Genomic DNA, 17,171 nt, shown 5'->3' with positions numbered 1-17,171 from the left:
GTCCCCGTCCACGGTGGCATCCGGAGGCCCCCATGAGCAATCTCGACGCCGACCTCGGCTCCTTCCGCACGTTCGGTGAGAACGTCGCGAGCCTGCGGGAGGGGCTCCAGGACTACCTTGGTGCCGAGTCCGCGCTGCTGCTGGGCGGCAGCGACGGCCAGTTCAGCACCGGGTTGTTCCCGCCGGGGAGGGAAGCGGAGAACGCCACCAGGTGGAGCGCGGAGGAAGCGCAGCTGTTCCTTGGGGACGCCATGCAGAACCTGACGGTGCTGTCCTCGGTCGCGCACATCATCGCCGACCTCTACGGCACTGGTGACGCGATGGGAGCGGTGAGTCTCAACGCGATCAAGTTCGCCTTCGACGCACCGGGCGCGACCAGGCCCGCGGGGCTGCCGTCGCACATCGACGGCACCACCGTGGAGGAGCTGTACGACCAGCAGCCCGCGGCGGGCGCCTCCGACGGCGGAGGGCAGGCGCCGGGCTCCGAATCCGGCTCCACCCCCGACCAGCGGGAGTACACGACACACGAGTCCTACCCGCACGCGGGCCTGACCCACACGCAGCACGTCACCGAGATCCGCGACGAGAACGGCGCACTGGTGGGACGCACCATCGAACACGAGTACCACCACCGCGACGGCACCGTCGAGATGCACACCGAGCGGCAGGACGCGGACGGCAACAGCGAGACCTCGGGGCACCGCACGATCACGCCCCAGCCCGACGCGGTCACGCCGGACGACTGGATCGCGCTGGCGGAGGCACAGGAGCAGGAGGCCCGGGAACAGGCTCCGGGTCTCTGATCGGGCCTGCGGGCAGACGGGGGAGGACACATGTCCGGCGAGGACTACTACGGGGCGAACCTGCCGCACGGCGGCCCGAACGGGCCCGGCCACTACATCACGGGTGATGAGGGCGGCGACGCCGCCAACTGGCATCCGTCGATCATGGGCGGGCCGCCGCCGGCCAGCGCGCGACAGCTCGAGATCGGTGTCGCCGAGGGCGCCCGCGGCGACACGATCGAAGCCATCAACCTCGAGCTCATGGGCGAGCAGCCCGGCAACGTCGACGATCGCGCCGGCCAGTTCAGCAAGCTCGCGAGCGCGCTGTCCACCCTGAGCAGCGATCTGCGCACCCAGACCGACGGGCTCGACGCCAACTGGGAGTCGCCCTCGGCGAAGGCCGCGTTCCTCCTCCGGGTCGGGACCACGCTGGTGTACCTGGACCAATGGCAGGAGTCGGCCAGTGACACCGCCGGCGCCCTGCGCGGGCTCGCCGGTGTGATGCGTGAGAAGCAGGAGGAGATGGCCACCCTCTGGGAGGAGTACCAGACGGCGCTGGAGAACTCCAAACCCGACGGCACTCCTTACCTCGCCGCCAAGGACGGCGGAACCCACACCGACATCAACAGCAAGCCCACCGAGTCGGAGACCAAGGAGAAGTACAACGAGAAGGCCCGGGAGCTCGCCCGCGAGGCAGCGGACGCCTATCTGCCCTACACGCAACGGATCGCGGGCGCCCGTGGACCGAAGATGACGCCGCTCGACGGGGTCTTCCATCCGGGGGCGTTCGGGCTGCCGAACCTGCCGGGTGGCCCGCCCGGGGGTGCTCCCGGCGCGCCGCCGGGGTTCGGCGCGGCGCCGCCGCCCGGTTTCGGTGGTGCACCGACGGGAGCCACCGCCGCACCGCCACCGGTCGCCACCTTCGCGATGGCCGCACCCCCGCCCGCGCCTTCGCCAGCGCTCGCCGGTGCGCCTGCGCCTGCGCCTGTGCCTGAGGGGACGCCACCGCCGGGGTTCACCGGCGCGGAGGCTCCTCCGGCAGGCGAGGTGGCTCCGCCGCCCACCGGCCCTGACCCGGCGCCGCTATCCGCACAGGGGCTCACCGGCCCCGGTCTGGCGGGACTCACCGCGATGCCGCCACCGGGCATCGGCCTCACGCCTCCGGCCGCCCGTCCCGGCTTCTTCACGCCGCGTCCCGCCGCGCCACCCGGGTTCGGCACGGGATCCAGCGGGGCGCCGAACCTCGGAGTGCTCCGCTCGCCGGGGTTGCTGAACTCGCCGGGGTTTCCCGGCGGGACCTCGCTCGCGGGGCCGCCGGGCAGCACGATCGGCGCACCGCCCGGCGCGGGACTTCCCCCCGGCGCGGGACTTCCGCCCGGCACGGGACTTCCCCCCGGTACCGGGATGCCACCGGCCGGCCAGCAGCCGGGCCGCCAGTCCCGGCAGTCGCCGCAAGACGGCCGGTCCGCGCCCGGTGACCCCGGCACGCCCGCGCTGCCGCCGGGAACGCCCGGCACGGCACCACCGGGAACCCGGCAGTCCACTTCGGACGAACAGGACACCACACGCCACCGGCAGGACGCGTTCCTGTCTCCTCCCGGGGTGGCGGCGCCGCCCGTGCTCGGAGGGCAGGACCGCAAACGCACGCGGCCGGGTGGCCTCGCCGAGGCGCCCGCGGCCGCGGGTACCGCGCCCGGCACCGCCGCTGCGCCACCGGTGCTCGTCAACCAGCGGCTGGCCTCCCCGCGCCGCAGCTACACCGAGCAACGCGCCGAACGCAGGGCCGCCCAGCGGCGACGAGAGCTCGACCGCCGCCGCACCACGCCCGCGTCGGAGTTCGCCACGGGGCTGCCCGGCGACGTCCCTTCGGTCCTCGCCGGGCGCACCGCGGACGCCCCGGAGCAGCCGCAGCACGCGGTCGAGGTTCCCGCCGCACTGCGCCGGTCCGGCGCACCGGCACCCGCAGGGCAGCCGGCCGTCCAGGCCGACCGCACGGACCGTCGCGTCACCGACGAGCCACGGCACCAGGGTCCGGTGACCGACGAGAGCGCCTGGGAGGTCTCGACACCGGGTGGACCGGTAGTCGCCGGAGCGGATCGCCCGGCCCCCGCACGACCCGACACCGCACCGGTGCTCGGGAAGCAGTAGCGGGCGGCAGCGGCTTCGATGCGGGTGCTGATCGTCGAGGACGACGACGCTGTGGTCGGCGCGCTGTCGGCCGTCCTGCTGCACCACGGGTACGAGATCCGGGTGGCGCGAACGGCGGCCGAGGCGCTCGCCGCGGTCGACGACACGCTCGACGTCGTGCTGCTGGACCTGGGGCTGCCCGACCGGGATGGCACGCACGTCTGCAAGCGCATCCGGACGGCCACGGACGCCGCGCTGCTCATCGTCACCGCCCGCGACGACCTGCGGTCCCGGGTGCAGGGCCTCGACCTCGGCGCAGACGACTACATCGTCAAGCCGTACGACTCGCGGGAACTGCTCGCCCGGCTCAACGCCGTCGTCCGCAGGCGCACCGCGGGGCGGGCCGTGTTCCCGGAGCCCGCGCCCGACGCGCAGCCGTGCCGCGTCAAGGTCGACCTGAGACGCCGCGAGGCGACGGTCGACGGCCGCTCCGTCCGCCTGACCCGGCTCGAGTTCGACATCCTGGCGTTGCTCGCCCGCAGCCCCGGTGTCGTCATGCGCTACGAGCAGATCATCAGCGAGCTGTGGGGAACGTCATGGCGCGGTGCCCAGCGGACGCTCCAGGTGCACATCGCGTCGGTGCGCGGCAAGCTCGCGCCCGCCGACAGCATCGAGACGGTGCGTGGCATCGGGTACCGGCTCCGGACCGGGTGAGCCCCGGTGCGAGCGAGGTTGCGCGCCGTACTCGTGCTGCTCATGGCCGCCGTCGTCACCGCGCTGTCGGCGCCGCTGGCCGCCAGCCGGATCGACGTCGAACAGCAGACCATGCTCACCGACCGGCGCGACGACGCCCGCAGGCTGGTCTCCATGGCCGAGGCCGCGACGACCGGCGCCGACCGGATCTCGCTGCTCACCGATTTCCGGCGCTACGAACAGGTCCACGGCGTGCGGGTCGCGCTGTTCGATCTCACACCCGCGGTCCGCCTCGCATCGAGCGACACGGCCCGCTGGGCGGATCCGGACGTCCGCGAGCACGTGGCGATGGCGCTCAGCGGGCACCGGGACGTCACCGGCACCCGCATCCTGCCGTGGCAGTCGAGGGATCTCGTCGTGGCCGAGCCGGTGACCCGCGACGGCGACGTGCTCGGCGCTCTGGTCACCCTCTCGCCCACCCAGCACCTCCGTCACACGGGCGGGGTCGTGGTCGGTGTGGTGGCCGTGGCGGCGCTGCTGACGCTCGCCTGCTGCGTGGCGGTGGCCTCGCGCATCGCGTCGTGGGTGCTGCGGCCGATCGGGCTGCTCGACCGCGCCGCGCACGAGTTCGGCTCGGGCAGGCTCACGGCCAGGGTCGTCGGGGAGAGCGGGCCGCCCGAGCTGCGCAGGCTCGCCGCGTCGTTCAACGACATGGCCACGCGGGTCGAGGCCGCGATCGACCGGCAGCGGCGGTTCGTCGCCGACGCCTCCCACCAGCTGCGCAATCCCCTGGGGGCACTGCAGCTCCGCATCGACCAGCTGGAGTTCGCACTGCGGCCCGGCCACGAGGAGGATCACGAACACGTGCGAACGGAGGCCAAACGACTCGGCCACATCCTCGACGACCTGCTGCGGCTCGCGCGCGCCGACGCCAGCGCGGGCGAGCCCGCGCTCGTCGAGGTGAGCGCCATCGTCGACGAGCGGTTGCTCGCCTGGGCGCCGCTCGCGAGGAACCGGCGGATCACGGTGACCGGCGGCCCGCACGACCCGGCGTACGCGTGGTTCGAGCCGACCGCGCTGAGCACGTCACTGGACGTGGTGCTGGACAACGCGTTGAAGTTCACGCCCCGAGGGGGCGCGGTCTCGATCCGGATCCGGCGTGACGACGACGAGCTGGCGATCGCCGTCAGCGACACCGGTCCCGGTCTGGAGCGCGACGAGCTCGCCAGGGTGACCGACCGGTTCTGGCGCAGCCCCCGGCACCAGAACGTCGCGGGAACCGGCCTCGGGCTCAGCATCGCGTCGGAGCTGCTCCGCCAGCACGGTGGCCGGGTGGAGGTGGAGCCGACCGAAAGGGGCGGGCTCACCGTACGGCTGGTGCTCAGGGCCGCCGATCACGGCTTGATCGCCCGGTAGTAGGCGAGCGCGCCCGGATGCAACGGCACGGGATCGGTGAAGATCGCGGTCCGCGGGCTCGGCGAGCGCGCGACCGGCACCGCATCCCCCAGCGCGCGGCTGCGCTCGAACAACAGCCTGGTCACCCACGCGACCACGGTGGGATCGGCGTCGGCGCGCACGAGCAGGTAGTTGGGCACCGCGAGCGTGCGCGTCTGCGGCACGTCCGCGTAGGTGCCGCCCGGCACGGTCGCCACCCGGTAGCCGGCGCTGCCGTGGGTGGCGCGCATCGACGCGGCCTCGTTGCCGAGTGGCAGCAACCGGATCGGCAACTCGGCGGCGAGCGCGGACACCGCGCCCGTCGGCAGGCCGCCCGACCAGAAGAAGGCGTCGACCTCGCCGCGCAGCATCGCGGCCGCGGAATCGCCCAGCCCGAGAAAGACCGGCCGGATCTCACTCATGGAGAGGCCGGCCAGCTCCAGCAGTCGTTCCGCGATGAGCTCCGTCCCGCTTTCGGCAGAGCCGACCGACACGGTGCGGCCGCGCAGATCGCCGAGCTCGCGCACGGGCGACGACGCGGGCACCACGACGTGCAGGTAGTCGTCGTAGAGCCGGCCGATCGCCCGCAACGAGACCGTGGGCACGTCGGGCGGCAGCCCGGTCTCCGTCACCGCGTCGGCCGCGCTGAACGCGAGGTCGCCCGTTCCCTCCACCAGCGCGCGCAGGTTCTCCACCGATCCCTGCGTCGCCACCACCCGCGCGCGCACACCGGTGGCGGCTGCGAGCTCCCGCGCGATGGCCAGCCCGTACGAGTAGTAGACCCCGCCGGTCGAACCCGAGACGATGACGATCCGGCGCACCGGGCCGCCGTCTTCCGCGGCCGTGGACGCCGCTGGCAGCAGGCCCAGCAGCAGCACGCCGAGCAGCGCGAGTGTTCTCCGTGATCGCCGACAAGGTCGCAAAGCTCAAGATTCCTCAAGAAGACTGCGTGAACCTGACCACGCCCCGTAGCTTTTCGTTGTCGCGCAAGAAAAGGAGGACCTGGGAATGCCAGCGACCGGCGCGGGAAGCCAACTGCCCGTTCGGCTTCCCAGGCCGCGCGGCGATCGCGACGGCGCGATGGTCCACTGTGTCCCGTGCACGGCCGTCCCGTCCGCCGGTTCGTTTCGGCCTTCCAGGTTTCCGGCTGAGCGGCGGCCGGAATGAGGTGCCCCCACGTTAATCCCCCGGCGTGGGGGCACCTCGTGTCCCATCGCCCCGCCTCATCGTGGACCGGGCCGGCCGAGTGCGCGCTGCTCGGCGCCTCCCGGATTGGTCCAGACGTACCTGACGCCCGTACCGGCGTCCAGCGCGAGCATGTCGTCCTGGAGCAGCTGCAGGGCGTGCGCGTCCCGGTCGGCGAGCCCTCGGGCCGCCACGACGGCGCCCGCCTCGTCGGGCGTCAGCCGCTGGGTCAGCAGCACGTCGGCGGCACGGACCGCTGGCAACCGCGCGGGGGTGAGCCGCCGGCACACCAGCAACCGGGTCTGCCACGGCGGTTCCCCGGCGGGCGCTGGCTGCGCCTCGCCTGCGTCGTCCAGGTCGTCCACCCGCAGCAGCGGGGCGTCGGCGGAGGCCACCGTGCCCAGCGGCGAACCGGGTGGGAGCACCGCGACGCGGTCGGTGCGGCCCGTCGCCCACTGTCCGAGATGCCGCCAGGCGGCGTACCGGCCGGTCAACACCACCGCCCTCGCCCCGAACCCGAGCGAGCGGAAGACCACGAGCTTGGCGGCCCAGAGCCCGCCGAGCAGGACGACCGACGACGGGCGCGGGCCGAACATCTGCAACGGAACGGGCGCACCCGCCTGGTCGCTGCCGAGCGGCAGGCCCACCGACCGGGCGGTGAGCTGCACGCGGTCCAGTTCGTCCGCCGGCGCCAGGTGCCTGCCGATGTGCAGCCTGCTGAGGCCACGATGCCGGCGAGTCCGCCACTCCGGCCGGGTCCGCGGCTCGCGCCGCGTGCCGTCACCGGCCGGGGGTGGAGCTGGTGGGACCGTCGGCGTGGCCAGTGGCCTCGCGGCAGCCTGCGGCGCGGGCAGCTCCTGCGCTGACGCGCTCGCCGTGGCCTCCCCCGTGGACTCCGCCAGTGCGGGTTCCCGCGCGACGGACGCCGCGACGAGCTGCTCACCGTGGACGGCCTGCTGCGGCCGGGCACCCCCGGGCACGGTCATCGCGCACCGCCTCCGCTCGGCACGGTGGCGTACACCGCGGGGGCGTGCTCACCGTCGAGCCGGAACAGCCGCCCGCCCAGGTTCTCGGCGAGCTGCTGCGCGTTCGCGCACGCCGCCTCGTAGGACGAGCTCGGCGCGGCAAGGCGCAGCAGGCACCGCAGGCCGGTGCCGTCGTGCCCCGGCTCCAGCAGGAACGTCAGGCTGGTCTGCGACGCGGGCAGGTCCCGCAACGCCGCCAGCAGCGCCGTGCCCCGTTCCGGATCGGGCCAGGACTCGAGCCAGAAGCATCCGTGCCGCACCTCGTCCACCTGCCATGCCTCCCAACGTTCCTCGATGTTCGCTGGGGCGCCGGTACCCAGCCCGCAGGAGCGGACGAGCGCGTCGAGCAGTTCGTCCGCGCTGAGCAGCCGCGTGCCGAGTCCTCGCCTGCGCAGCACCCGCGCGGCCCGCCGGGTCAGCTCGGCCAGCACCGCCGGAACGTCAACCCGCACGTCGGTGTCGTCGACCACCGAGTCGGCCACGGCGCCCGCGTCCAGCCGCACCGCCACCCAGAGCGCGCCGTCCGGTGGCCCGGCGTGCGCGACGACCTGCAGCACGGCGCCGGACTGCTCCGCGTCGGTGACGAGCCTGGCCAGCGCGGCGAGCGGCAACGGGGGCCGGGTTCGGTCGTCAGGAGCGGGCACCACCTCGAGCGCGGTGAACCAGCCCGCGCCGTCACTGCCCATGCCGAGTGGGACACCCCCGGGTCCGTCGATGTTCTCCACCACCAGATCGGGCACGAGCTCCCGGACCGACGACAGGCGCGCGTCGTCGGCGCCGCATCCGGAGGCGCCGCGCCGCGCGCGATAGCGCCACCACAGCCGCACGTGCTCGCTCAACCAGCGACCGCGGTGACGGCCGAACGTCACGACGACGGCGAGTACGCCGACCACGGCACCGGTGATGGCAGCCCACAACTCCTGGACCACGACCACGAAGATCGCCACCTGGACGACCTCGAACACCAGCAGCCTGCCCACACCGGCCGGGCCGACCCGGCCCCGCCGCCCGCGCGGGCGGAACCACGGCTGCCTGCGAGCCGGCGGCGTCCGCGTGCTTCTCACCACTCAGCTGACGATAACCACACGGCGCCAGCCTCCCCCGTAGTCGATCCGCACCCGTCGCAAGCCGCGGCCCGCGCCACGCCGCTGACCTGCGCTTAGCCGCGCCGCTACGGGTGCCGCGGCACCCCGGTGCCGGTCAGTGCACCGCGCGAACCTCTAGTCAGCCAGCAATACGGGGGCACTTGGAGGGAACCACTGGTGTCCGCACCGCAGATCGACAACACCTCACCGAAGGGGTACGGCCCGCATTCCGACCTGGTCGGGACCTACCTCAACGGCATCAAACGGACTCAGCTGCTCACCCGTGAGCAGGAGGCCGAACTGGCGCAGCGCATCGAGGCCGGCCTGTTCGCCGAGCAACTGCTCGCCGAGGGCACCGACCGGTACGACCACGCCGACCTGCGCGCCATCGCCGACATCGGCAAGGCCGCGAAGAAGGAGCTGCTCGAAGCGAACCTGCGGCTGGTCGTCAGCATCGCCAAGCGCTACACCGGCCGTGGCCTGGCACTGCTCGACCTGATCCAGGAGGGCAACATCGGGCTCATCCGGGCGGTCGAGAAGTTCGACCACACCCCGGGGTTCAAGTTCTCCACCTACGCCACGTGGTGGATCCGGCAGGCGATCAGCCGCGCGCTGGGCGAGCAGAGCCGCACGATCCGCATCCCGGCGCGTGTGCTGGACCGGGTCCAGCGGGTGACGAGGACGCGCAGGGCGCTGGCGGCGGAGCTGGGCTACGACCCGACTCACGCCGAGATCGCGCGGGACCTCGAGATCCCGGTGTCCGAGGTGATCGAGCTGCTCTCCTACGACTGCGAGCCGATCAGTCTCGACCAGACCGTCGGCGACCAGGGCGACCGTCCACTGTGGGAGATCCTGCGCCAGCCGGACAACCCGGACGACGACGAGGGAGCAGGGCGGGCGCTGCGCGGCGAGATCGACACGGTGCTCGCGACCCTCACGCCGAGGGAGCAGGAGGTGATCCGCCTCCGGTTCGGCCTCGACGGCGGGCGCGAGCGCACGTTCGAGGAGGTCGGCCGTGTCTGCGGCGTCACCCGCGAGCGGGCACGCCAGATCGAGAAGCGCACCATGCTGAAACTGCGCGACCCCGAGGTGTCCGGGAGCCTGCTCACCTACGCCTCGTAGAGCCCCGTGCCCGGCCGGCCGACGGCCTCTCGCCGGCCGGGCACGGATCCACGGCGAACCACCGGCCGGGTTCAGTCAGACCCGGCGGCCTCGGCGGCCTCGGCGGCCTCGGCGAGCCGGTCGAGCGAGGCGCGAAGGCGGTCCTCGGTCGTCGCCCGGGCCCTGGCGAAGCGGTTCTCGTCGGTCAGCCGGGACCAGTCGTACGTGTGGGTCACCCGGGTGCGTCCCGCGTCGAGCGGCTCCAGCTCCCACCGCCAGAGGTGCCCCGGCGGTTCCTTCCCCTGCTCGGACGGCAGCCACGCGATGCGCCGCCCCTCCTCGAACTCGACGACGCGGTTCGCCCGCACGCCGCCATTGCTCAGCGTCATGGTGAACACGTCGCCGGTGCCGCGCACGCGCTGGCCCTGCGGCGCCTCGGCGAGATTGTCGTTGCCGTCCCACCCGGGCTGCCGCGCGGGATCGGCGATCAGCTCGAAGATCCGCTCCGCGCCTGCGGCGATCTCGCGGTGAGCGGTCACCACGGTCGGCGTTTCGGAATTGTCGGTCACCACCTGATTGAACCATCCGGGCGCCCCGTGCGGCGGCGTGGCAGCCGAGGGTCGGGCCGCCCGCACCCACCCGGAAGCCCGCTCCCGGGTGTTCCGCAGCCATGAGCGAGTCCGCGTCGTTGCCGCACGCGTAGAGCCCCGGCACACGAGCGCGTCGCCCATCGCGAACCGCCTGCCACGCGGGTAGCGCAGCCGGTCGGCGGCCCACGCACCTCGAGGCGGGACGGCCACAACACGGAAGCCCCGCTGACGGCCGCCGCGGTCTGGCTGGGCCGCACCGGCTGAGGCGGGACACTCCACGGCCCGAGGGGCAGGGACGGGAGGCAGGGCGGGCGTCTACCGTCGGTACCGGCCTTGTCAGCGTCGCCGGTTCGAAGGGTTCTCCGTGCTCGTACTGCGTTCGATCGCCCTGTTCGTGCTGGCCGCACTGGCCGAGATCGGAGGTGCGTGGCTGGTGTGGCAGGGCGTCCGGGAACACCGTGGCTGGATCTGGATCGGCGCGGGAGTGATCGCGCTGGGCGTCTACGGGTTCGTCGCCACGTTGCAGCCGGACGCCCACTTCGGGCGAATCCTCGCCGCCTACGGCGGGGTGTTCGTCGCCGGGTCGCTGGCGTGGGGCATGGTCGCCGACGGCTACCGCCCCGACCGGTTCGACGTCATCGGTGCCCTCATCTGCCTGGCCGGGGTCGCGGTGATCATGTACGCCCCGCGCGGGTGAACGCCCGTGGCACGGCAAGCACGCCCAGCGAGCGGCGGCGCGCTCGCCGGGGAGCCCGGCCGCTCAGTCCTGGGGAAGCCAGCCTTCGGCGCGGGCGAACTCGACGGCGGCCCGGATGAAGGCACGCGCTGCCGGGCTGGGCGGCTGTCTCCAGAGGATGTCGAGGTCAGCCGGTAGCGCCTGCTGGAGCGGGAGGCAGACGAGCCCTTTCGGTAGGTGATCACCGAGCGACCGCGGGAGGAACATGAAGCCGCCGTCGCGGAGGTGGACGTTGAGGTTTCGGAGTCCGGGCAAGGGGTTCTCCCAGATGTCGAACGTCTCGCCGGTGCTGTGCAGGGCCGCGAGCGCCGCGTCGTGGTAACGAGGCGCGAAACTACGGGGGAAGAATCGCAGCGTCTGCCCGCGCAGGTCGGTGAGTGACACGCTGTCCTCACCGGCCAGCGGATGACCGGCTCCGACGACGATCGCGAATCGGTCCCGGCGCAACCCCCTGGTGCGGCAGGACCGCGGCACGGACACGAACCGCCCGATCACCACATCCAGCCGGCCTTCGTCCAGGGCGGCCGTGAGCTCCGTGTCCCAGGCCTCGTGGGCGTCGACCACGATCCCGGCGTGGTGGTCGCGCAGGAACGCCACCAGGGCCGGCATCTCGCTGAACGCCGTGGTCAGCGTGTACCCGACGCGGACGGTGTCGTAGTGGGCGTCGCCCTCGGCGCGGACGTCCCGCACGAGCTGGTCCGTGGCGGCGAGGATCTCCTTGGCCGAGGCCACGAACACCTCACCGGCGCTGGTCAGCCGGGTCGGCCGCCGGTGAAACAGCTCGACGCCCAGCTCTCGCTCCAGCTCCCGGATCTGGCGGCTCAACGGCGGCTGCGTCATGTGCAGCCGGGCCGCCGCGGCCTCGAAACTCCCCGCCTCGGAGATCGCGATCACGTACCTCATCAACCGCAGCTCGACCGCCATACCCGCAGAGTATCCCGGCGGTCCCAACAGGTGTGGCAGCCGACGGTTCGTTCCTGCGAGGCTCGGATCGAGCGCCGATGCGACAAAAAGGAGCGGTCGACGTGCACCGAAACCCCACCGGAAAGTCCCCTGTCTCCCGCCGCCGCGTGCTTGGCGCGGCGGCGGCGGGCACAGCTCTCACGGCGCTCGGCCGAGCGCCCTCCGCGCAGGCCCGGCCGGCACCGGCCGACCGGCACGACGACCTGATCAGGAAGCCGGTCCCGGGCAGTGGTGAGCTGCTGAGTGCCATCGGGCTCGGCACGTTCATGACGTTCGACACCGCGCCGGGGGCGCGCCGCGCCCACCTCCGCGAGGTGCTGCGGCTCTACCACGAGAACGGCGGGCGAGTCGTCGACACCTCACCGCTCTACGGCGCCGCCGAGGACAATGTCGGCCACTTCGCCTCGTCCCTGCGGATCAAGGAGGACCTGTTCGTCACCAACAAGGTGTGGACCACCGGCGACTACCTGTGGGACGACAGCCTGGCGGCGCGCAGCCTGAGGAAGTCGGTCTCGCGGCTGTCCGACGACGGCCGGATCGAGTTGATCCAGTGCCACAACCTCGTCAACGTCGACTGCCATGTTCCCCTCTTCCACGCGTGGAAGAAGGAGGGGCGGATCCGCTATCTCGGCGTGACGCACCACGATCTGTCGTACTACGACGCGCTCGCCCACTGGGTGGAGGTCGGCGACCTGGACTTCGTGCAGGTGCGCTACACGATGGCCACCCGGCTAGCCGAGGAGCGCATTCTGCCGGCCGCCGCCGACCGCGGCGTCGCGGTCCTGGTCTGCATGCCCCTCGAAAAGGGGCGGTTGCACCAGATCGTCCACGGCCTGCCGGTTCCCGGTTTCGCTCAGCGCATCGGAATCACGAGCTGGGCGGAGTACTTCCTCAAGTGGACGATCTCCCACCCCGCCGTCACGTGCGCGCTACCGGCCACCACGAACCCCGCTCATCTGCTGGAGAACGTCGCCGCGATGCGGGGCACGCTACCTGATCCCGACCTCCGCGAACGGATGTACGCGCACGTGAAGAACCTCCCCGGATTCGACCGGATCGAACGAATGCCGTGGTATCCGGGAAAGCGATTCGACGGACTGGTCTCCCGCGCTCAAGCGGAAATGCGCCGCCGAAGCCCGTGGTGGCCCTCGTAGGGATGGGGTTCTTTCTCATGACGCACCAGACGACCTTGGGACGTCGGCGGGCGCTCGCCATCAGCGGAGCCGCGGCGACCGGCATGGTACTGAACGTGCCCATGGCGCGGGCAGGGGTCACCGGGGCGGACGTCACGCGACCGGAGGGCGTCTCGCGCCGCAGGGTCGAGTTCCGTGCTCCCGACGGCGTCCGGCTCGTGGGCCACCTGCGGGTCCCGTCAGGAAAGCCAGGTCCCCGGCCCGCGATCGTGCTGTCCAACGCCATGACGTCGGTGAAGGAGCAGTCGGTCAACGCCGGCTACGCCCAGCGGCTCGCCGTCTCCGGTTTCGTCACGCTGGCCTTCGACCAGCGCGGGTTCGGCGAGAGCGGCGGCTCACCGCGCCTGCACGAGGACAACGGGAAACGGCTGGACGACCTGCACGTGGCGGTCAGCTACCTCACTTCCCTCGAGTCGCTTGTGGACCCGGAGCGGATCGGCGCGATGGGCGTGTCGATCGGCGGCGGCCTGGCGATGAACCTCGCCGCGTACGACCCGAGGGTCCGTGCCTTCGCCGCCATCTCGGCCGGGTTGCTCAACCCCGCACGCGCCCGAGAGCTGATGCCGGCCTATCCCGACCTGCTCGCCGAGCAGACCTCGCTGCTGCGGCGTTACCACCACACCGGGGAGCTCGACTACATCCCGGTCGTCCGCACTCCCGACGTCCCGCCGAGCCAGCCGGTGCTCTTCGACGACCCGATCGCCGCCGAATACTACGGAACCGCGCGCGGCGCGGCGCCGAACTGGCGCAACCGGGCCAGTGCCCTCTCCCTGCGCACGATCCTGGTCGACGACACCCGCACCTCCAGCGACGCCATCGGACGGAGCGCCGGCCTGCTGGTCGTCGGCGATCGGGACGTGTCCACGCTGCCCGAGGACCATCAGGCGGTCTACGACCGGCTCACCGGACCGAAACGGCTGGAGATCCTGCCCGGCGTGACGCACAACGATCTCTACGACCGGCCTCCCGTCGACACCGCGGCCGCGCTGGCCGCCGACTGGTTCACCACGCACCTCCACTGAAGGCACGACGGACATCAACCCCAGGGGTCGCTCAGCGCGGTTCGTCGATCACCGCGTCGACGTGCAGCGGACCGCTACGCCGAACGCACGAGCCGGGCTGCGCCCAGTGGTCGACTTCCGCACAGATCAACACGACTTTCGTTGACTTTCGCACGAAGCTGATCGTTCACTGTCGGCCACATGGTCATCGCGCACCGGAGCGCGGGCCGTGTTCTGCCCAAGGAGGAACGCCCATGCGGTTGTTCGTCGCCCTGTTAGCCCCAGTAAGCGCTTTCACCTTCCTCGCCGCCCCCGCCACCGCGCAGTCCGACATCCCACCGCAGGAACCCGGAGTGACGCTGCGAGTGTTCGACGTGCAGGCGCCACTCACCGACTACTGCACGCTCAAACCCGGCCAGACCCCCAACATCGACAAGCTGATGCCGACGATCGACTGGCGCACCACTTCGGACTTCGGGATCGCCGACAGGTTCGTCTCCGAGGTCTCCGGCTACCTCCACGTCGCCACCGCCGGCCGCTACGACTTCCGGCTCACCAGCGACGACGGGGCCCGGTTGTTCCTCGGCGGAACCGAGGTCATCGACAACGGCGGCCGGCACGGGGCGACGCCGAAGGACGGCTGGATCGAACTGGCAGCGGGACACCATCCGCTGCGCATCGACCACTTCGACGCCGACTACGACCAGCGGCTCACGCTGGAGTGGCAGCCACCCGGAGCCGACGGCTTCACCGTCGTGCCCAACTCGGCACTGAGCACCGACGCCGACGTCACCCGCGTCACCTCGCCCGGCCGCAAGGAGTGCGAGGGGGTCACCGAGTCGCCGGGCGACGGGCTGCCGCTCGTCGGCGTGCACCCGAACTACACACTGACCGACCTGCGCCCCGAAGGCTTCGAGCCACAGGTCACCGGTATGGACTGGCTACCGGACGGGCGCCTGGCCATCTCCACGTGGGGCGGCGCCAGGGAGAGCGTGCTGGGCGAGGTGTACCTGCTCGACAACGTCACCGGCAACACCGACCCGTCGAAGGTCACCGTCAAGCGGGTCGCCGAGAACCTCCAGGAGCCGATGGGCATCTCCTACGTCGACGGCACCCTCTACGTGTCAGAGAAACACCAGCTGACCGCGCTCGTCGACACCACCGGCGACGAGGTCACCGACGAGTACCGCAGGATCGCGACCTGGCCGTTCGGCGGCAACTACCACGAGTTCGCGTTCGGTCTGCTGTACCGGAACGGGTACTTCTACGTCACCACGGGCATCGCGATGATCCCCGGTGGCCAGACCGCCGACCCGCAGCCCGTGCCCAACCGCGGCTCCACACTCAAGGTGAACAGGCGGACGGGCGAAGTGTCCTATGTGGCTGGTGGGTTGCGCACGCCCAACGGCCCAGGCTGGGGTCCGGAGGGCGACATCTTCGTCACCGACAACCAGGGCGCCTACCTGCCGACGTCGAAGCTGGTGCGGATCAAGCAGGACCGCTTCTTCAACCACTACACCAACCCGGACGGCCCGTTCGACGACCGGCCCGTGACAGAGCCCGTGCTCTGGCTGCCGCACGGCGAGATCTCCAACTCGCCGAGCAACCCGCTCGTGCTGCCCGAGGGCGTGTTCGCCGGGCAGCTGGTGTTCGGCGACGTCACCTACGGTGGCCTGCAGCGGGCCTATCTGGAGAAGGTCGGCGGCGAGTACCAGGGCGCGGTGTTCCGCATGACTCAGGGCCTGGAGGCCGGGGTGAACCGGATCTCCCTCGGCCCCGACGGTGCGATCTACGCGGGCGGCATCGGCTCGACGGGCAACTGGGGCCAGGAGGGCAAGCTCAAGTTCGGGCTGCAGAAACTCACCCCGAGCGGCGACAAGGCGTTCGACATCCGCACCATGCGCGCGATCGACGGCGGCTTCAAGATCGAGTACACCAGGCCGCTGTCCGCGGAGACCGCGCAGGACCTGACGGCGAGGTACAACGCCGAGCAGTGGCGGTACGTGGCGACCCCGCAGTACGGCGGGCCGAAGGTCGACGAGGAGACCCTCGAGGTGACGTCGGCGCAGCTCTCCGGAGACCGCAAGACGGTGACACTGAAGCTCGCCGGCCTGAAGCCCGGCCGGGTGGTGTACGTGCACACCCCGCGTCCGTTCGCCGCGGAGTCGGGCGAACAGCTGTGGAGCACCGAGGCGTGGTACACGCTCAACCGCCTGTCCGACGGCTCGACGGCGCCACCGGAGTACGAGGCGGAGTCCGCCGCGCTGGCAGGCGGCACCGGGTTCAACACCAACCACACCGGCTACTCGGGCGCCGGTTTCGTCGACCGCAACTGGACGCCGGGCACCAGCACCACCTTCGCGGTGACGGCGGACCGCGGCGGCCGCCACGACGTCGCGCTGCGGTACGCCAACGGGACGAACCCCGACCATCCGCAGCCCGTCCCGAAGTCGATGAGCCTGTACGTCAACGGCACCAAGGTGAAACAGGTATGGCTGGCCAACACCGGCGCCTGGAACAAGTGGGCGACCCACGTCGAGACGGTGCCGTTGCGGCCCGGCGCGAACACGATCGCCTTCGTCTACGAACCCACCGACGAGGGCCACGTGAACCTCGACAAGATCACCGTAACGCCGACGGAGCGCATCACCTTGTTCGACGGGGAGAACCTCGACGCCTGGGAGTCGGCCAGCGGCGGGCCGGCGACCTGGCCGGTGGCGAACGGATCGATGGAATCGCTGGGCGGGGACATCCGCACGAAGGAGAAGTTCGGCGACTTCCGGATGCACGTCGAGTGGTACCAGCCGCACTATCCGCCGGAGGTCACCGGGCAGGCGCGCGGCAACAGCGGGGTCTACATCCAGGAGCGATACGAGATCCAGGTGCTGGAGTCGTACGGGATCACCGCTCCGGCGCTCGACTCGGCCGGCGCGATCTACCTCAAGAAGGCCCCGGACGTCAACGCGGCGAAGCCGCCGGGCAGCTGGCAGACCTACGACATCGTCTTCCGGGCTGCCCGCTTCGACAGCGACGGCACCAAGATCGCGGACGCGCGCGTGACACTCTGGTGGAACGGGCGGCTGGTCCACGACGACGTCGCCATCGACGGCAAGACCGGCGCCGGTCAGGCCGAGGGTCCCACGCCGGGTCCGATCCGGCTGCAGGACCACCGGGACCCCGGCGAGAACCCGAGGTTCCGCTCCATCTGGATCGAGCGGCTCCAGGACAGGTCGTGAACCGAGGGCCGGTGGCGGCT

General features: G+C 71.9%; 14 protein-coding genes. 9 read left to right on the top strand and 5 right to left on the bottom strand.

Features of this window, described 5'->3' with window-relative positions; translation table 11 throughout:
- Nucleotides 1-32: 32 nt before the first annotated feature.
- Genes FCN18_RS04975 through FCN18_RS04960 form a run of 4 tightly spaced genes read left to right on the top strand, consistent with a single transcriptional unit; the run spans nt 33 to nt 5,018 of the window.
- The gene (locus FCN18_RS04975; RefSeq protein ID WP_112269686.1) at nt 33-803 is read left to right on the top strand and encodes a hypothetical protein; all 771 of its coding nucleotides are present in this window, start codon (nt 33-35) and stop codon (nt 801-803) included.
- A 30-nt stretch (nt 804-833) separates the two neighbouring features.
- Nucleotides 834-2,930 carry a hypothetical protein gene (locus FCN18_RS40490; protein WP_137093530.1) on the top strand — a complete coding sequence of 699 codons (2,097 nt, stop codon included), beginning with the start codon at nt 834-836 and terminating at the stop codon, nt 2,928-2,930.
- A gap of 18 nt (nt 2,931-2,948) precedes the next feature.
- Nucleotides 2,949-3,623: a response regulator transcription factor gene (locus FCN18_RS04965; RefSeq protein WP_112269682.1), complete on the top strand. Its 675-nt coding sequence runs from the start codon at nt 2,949-2,951 to the stop codon at nt 3,621-3,623.
- Between the two features lie 6 nt (nt 3,624-3,629).
- Entirely contained in the window at nt 3,630-5,018 is a 1,389-nt protein-coding gene (locus FCN18_RS04960) for a sensor histidine kinase (protein WP_137093528.1), read from the top strand.
- Here the strand turns inward: FCN18_RS04960 and FCN18_RS04955 are convergent.
- The 3 genes from FCN18_RS04955 to FCN18_RS04945 form a co-directional block, all read right to left on the bottom strand.
- Nucleotides 4,997-5,959: a TAXI family TRAP transporter solute-binding subunit gene (locus tag FCN18_RS04955; protein ID WP_137093524.1), complete on the bottom strand. Its 963-nt coding sequence runs from the start codon at nt 5,957-5,959 to the stop codon at nt 4,997-4,999. The genes FCN18_RS04960 and FCN18_RS04955 overlap by 22 nt on opposite strands.
- Nucleotides 5,960-6,259: 300 nt before the next feature.
- Nucleotides 6,260-7,207 (bottom strand): hypothetical protein, encoded by a 948-nt coding sequence (locus FCN18_RS04950; RefSeq protein ID WP_137093522.1) that lies wholly within the window; start codon nt 7,205-7,207, stop codon nt 6,260-6,262.
- Nucleotides 7,204-8,313: a type VII secretion protein EccE gene (locus tag FCN18_RS04945; RefSeq protein ID WP_228713652.1), complete on the bottom strand. Its 1,110-nt coding sequence runs from the start codon at nt 8,311-8,313 to the stop codon at nt 7,204-7,206. Before FCN18_RS04945 ends, FCN18_RS04950 begins: the two co-directional genes overlap by 4 nt.
- Nucleotides 8,314-8,508: 195 nt before the next feature.
- Here FCN18_RS04945 and FCN18_RS04940 point away from each other — a divergent pair, with 195 nt between their 5' ends.
- A complete protein-coding gene (locus FCN18_RS04940) occupies nt 8,509-9,453 on the top strand; it encodes a sigma-70 family RNA polymerase sigma factor (RefSeq protein WP_228713650.1) in 945 nt (314 codons plus the stop codon).
- 71 nt (nt 9,454-9,524) lie between these two features.
- On the opposite strand, the gene FCN18_RS04935 is transcribed toward FCN18_RS04940, so the two are convergent.
- The gene (locus tag FCN18_RS04935) at nt 9,525-10,001 is read right to left on the bottom strand and encodes an SRPBCC family protein (RefSeq protein WP_137093520.1); all 477 of its coding nucleotides are present in this window, start codon (nt 9,999-10,001) and stop codon (nt 9,525-9,527) included.
- Nucleotides 10,002-10,386: 385 nt separating this feature from the next.
- On the opposite strand from FCN18_RS04935, the gene FCN18_RS04930 reads away from it, so the two are divergent.
- Complete coding sequence (locus FCN18_RS04930) at nt 10,387-10,719, top strand: YnfA family protein (RefSeq protein WP_112269671.1); 333 nt, start codon at nt 10,387-10,389, stop codon at nt 10,717-10,719.
- 63 nt (nt 10,720-10,782) lie between these two features.
- On the opposite strand, the gene FCN18_RS04925 is transcribed toward FCN18_RS04930, so the two are convergent.
- Nucleotides 10,783-11,682, bottom strand: coding sequence for a LysR family transcriptional regulator (locus tag FCN18_RS04925; protein ID WP_113643544.1), 900 nt, complete (start codon nt 11,680-11,682; stop codon nt 10,783-10,785).
- A 101-nt stretch (nt 11,683-11,783) separates the two neighbouring features.
- Between FCN18_RS04925 and FCN18_RS04920 the strand changes: the two genes are divergently transcribed.
- From FCN18_RS04920 to FCN18_RS04910, 3 genes are all read left to right on the top strand, one after another.
- Nucleotides 11,784-12,875, top strand: a complete 1,092-nt coding sequence (locus FCN18_RS04920; protein WP_206077811.1) for an aldo/keto reductase — start codon at nt 11,784-11,786, stop codon at nt 12,873-12,875.
- A gap of 17 nt (nt 12,876-12,892) precedes the next feature.
- Complete coding sequence (locus tag FCN18_RS04915) at nt 12,893-13,936, top strand: alpha/beta hydrolase (protein WP_158303052.1); 1,044 nt, start codon at nt 12,893-12,895, stop codon at nt 13,934-13,936.
- 233 nt (nt 13,937-14,169) lie between these two features.
- On the top strand, nt 14,170-17,151 hold the full coding sequence (locus FCN18_RS04910) for a family 16 glycoside hydrolase (protein ID WP_137093512.1): 2,982 nt from the start codon (nt 14,170-14,172) through the stop codon (nt 17,149-17,151).
- The last annotated feature ends 20 nt before the right edge of the window (nt 17,152-17,171 follow it).

It is taken from the genome of Prauserella endophytica (genome assembly GCF_005146945.1).
GTDB classification, from domain to species: Bacteria; Actinomycetota; Actinomycetes; order Mycobacteriales; family Pseudonocardiaceae; genus Prauserella_A; species Prauserella_A endophytica.
Note: the sequence above shows the minus strand (reverse complement) of the source record. Positions and strands in the feature narration are given on the sequence as shown.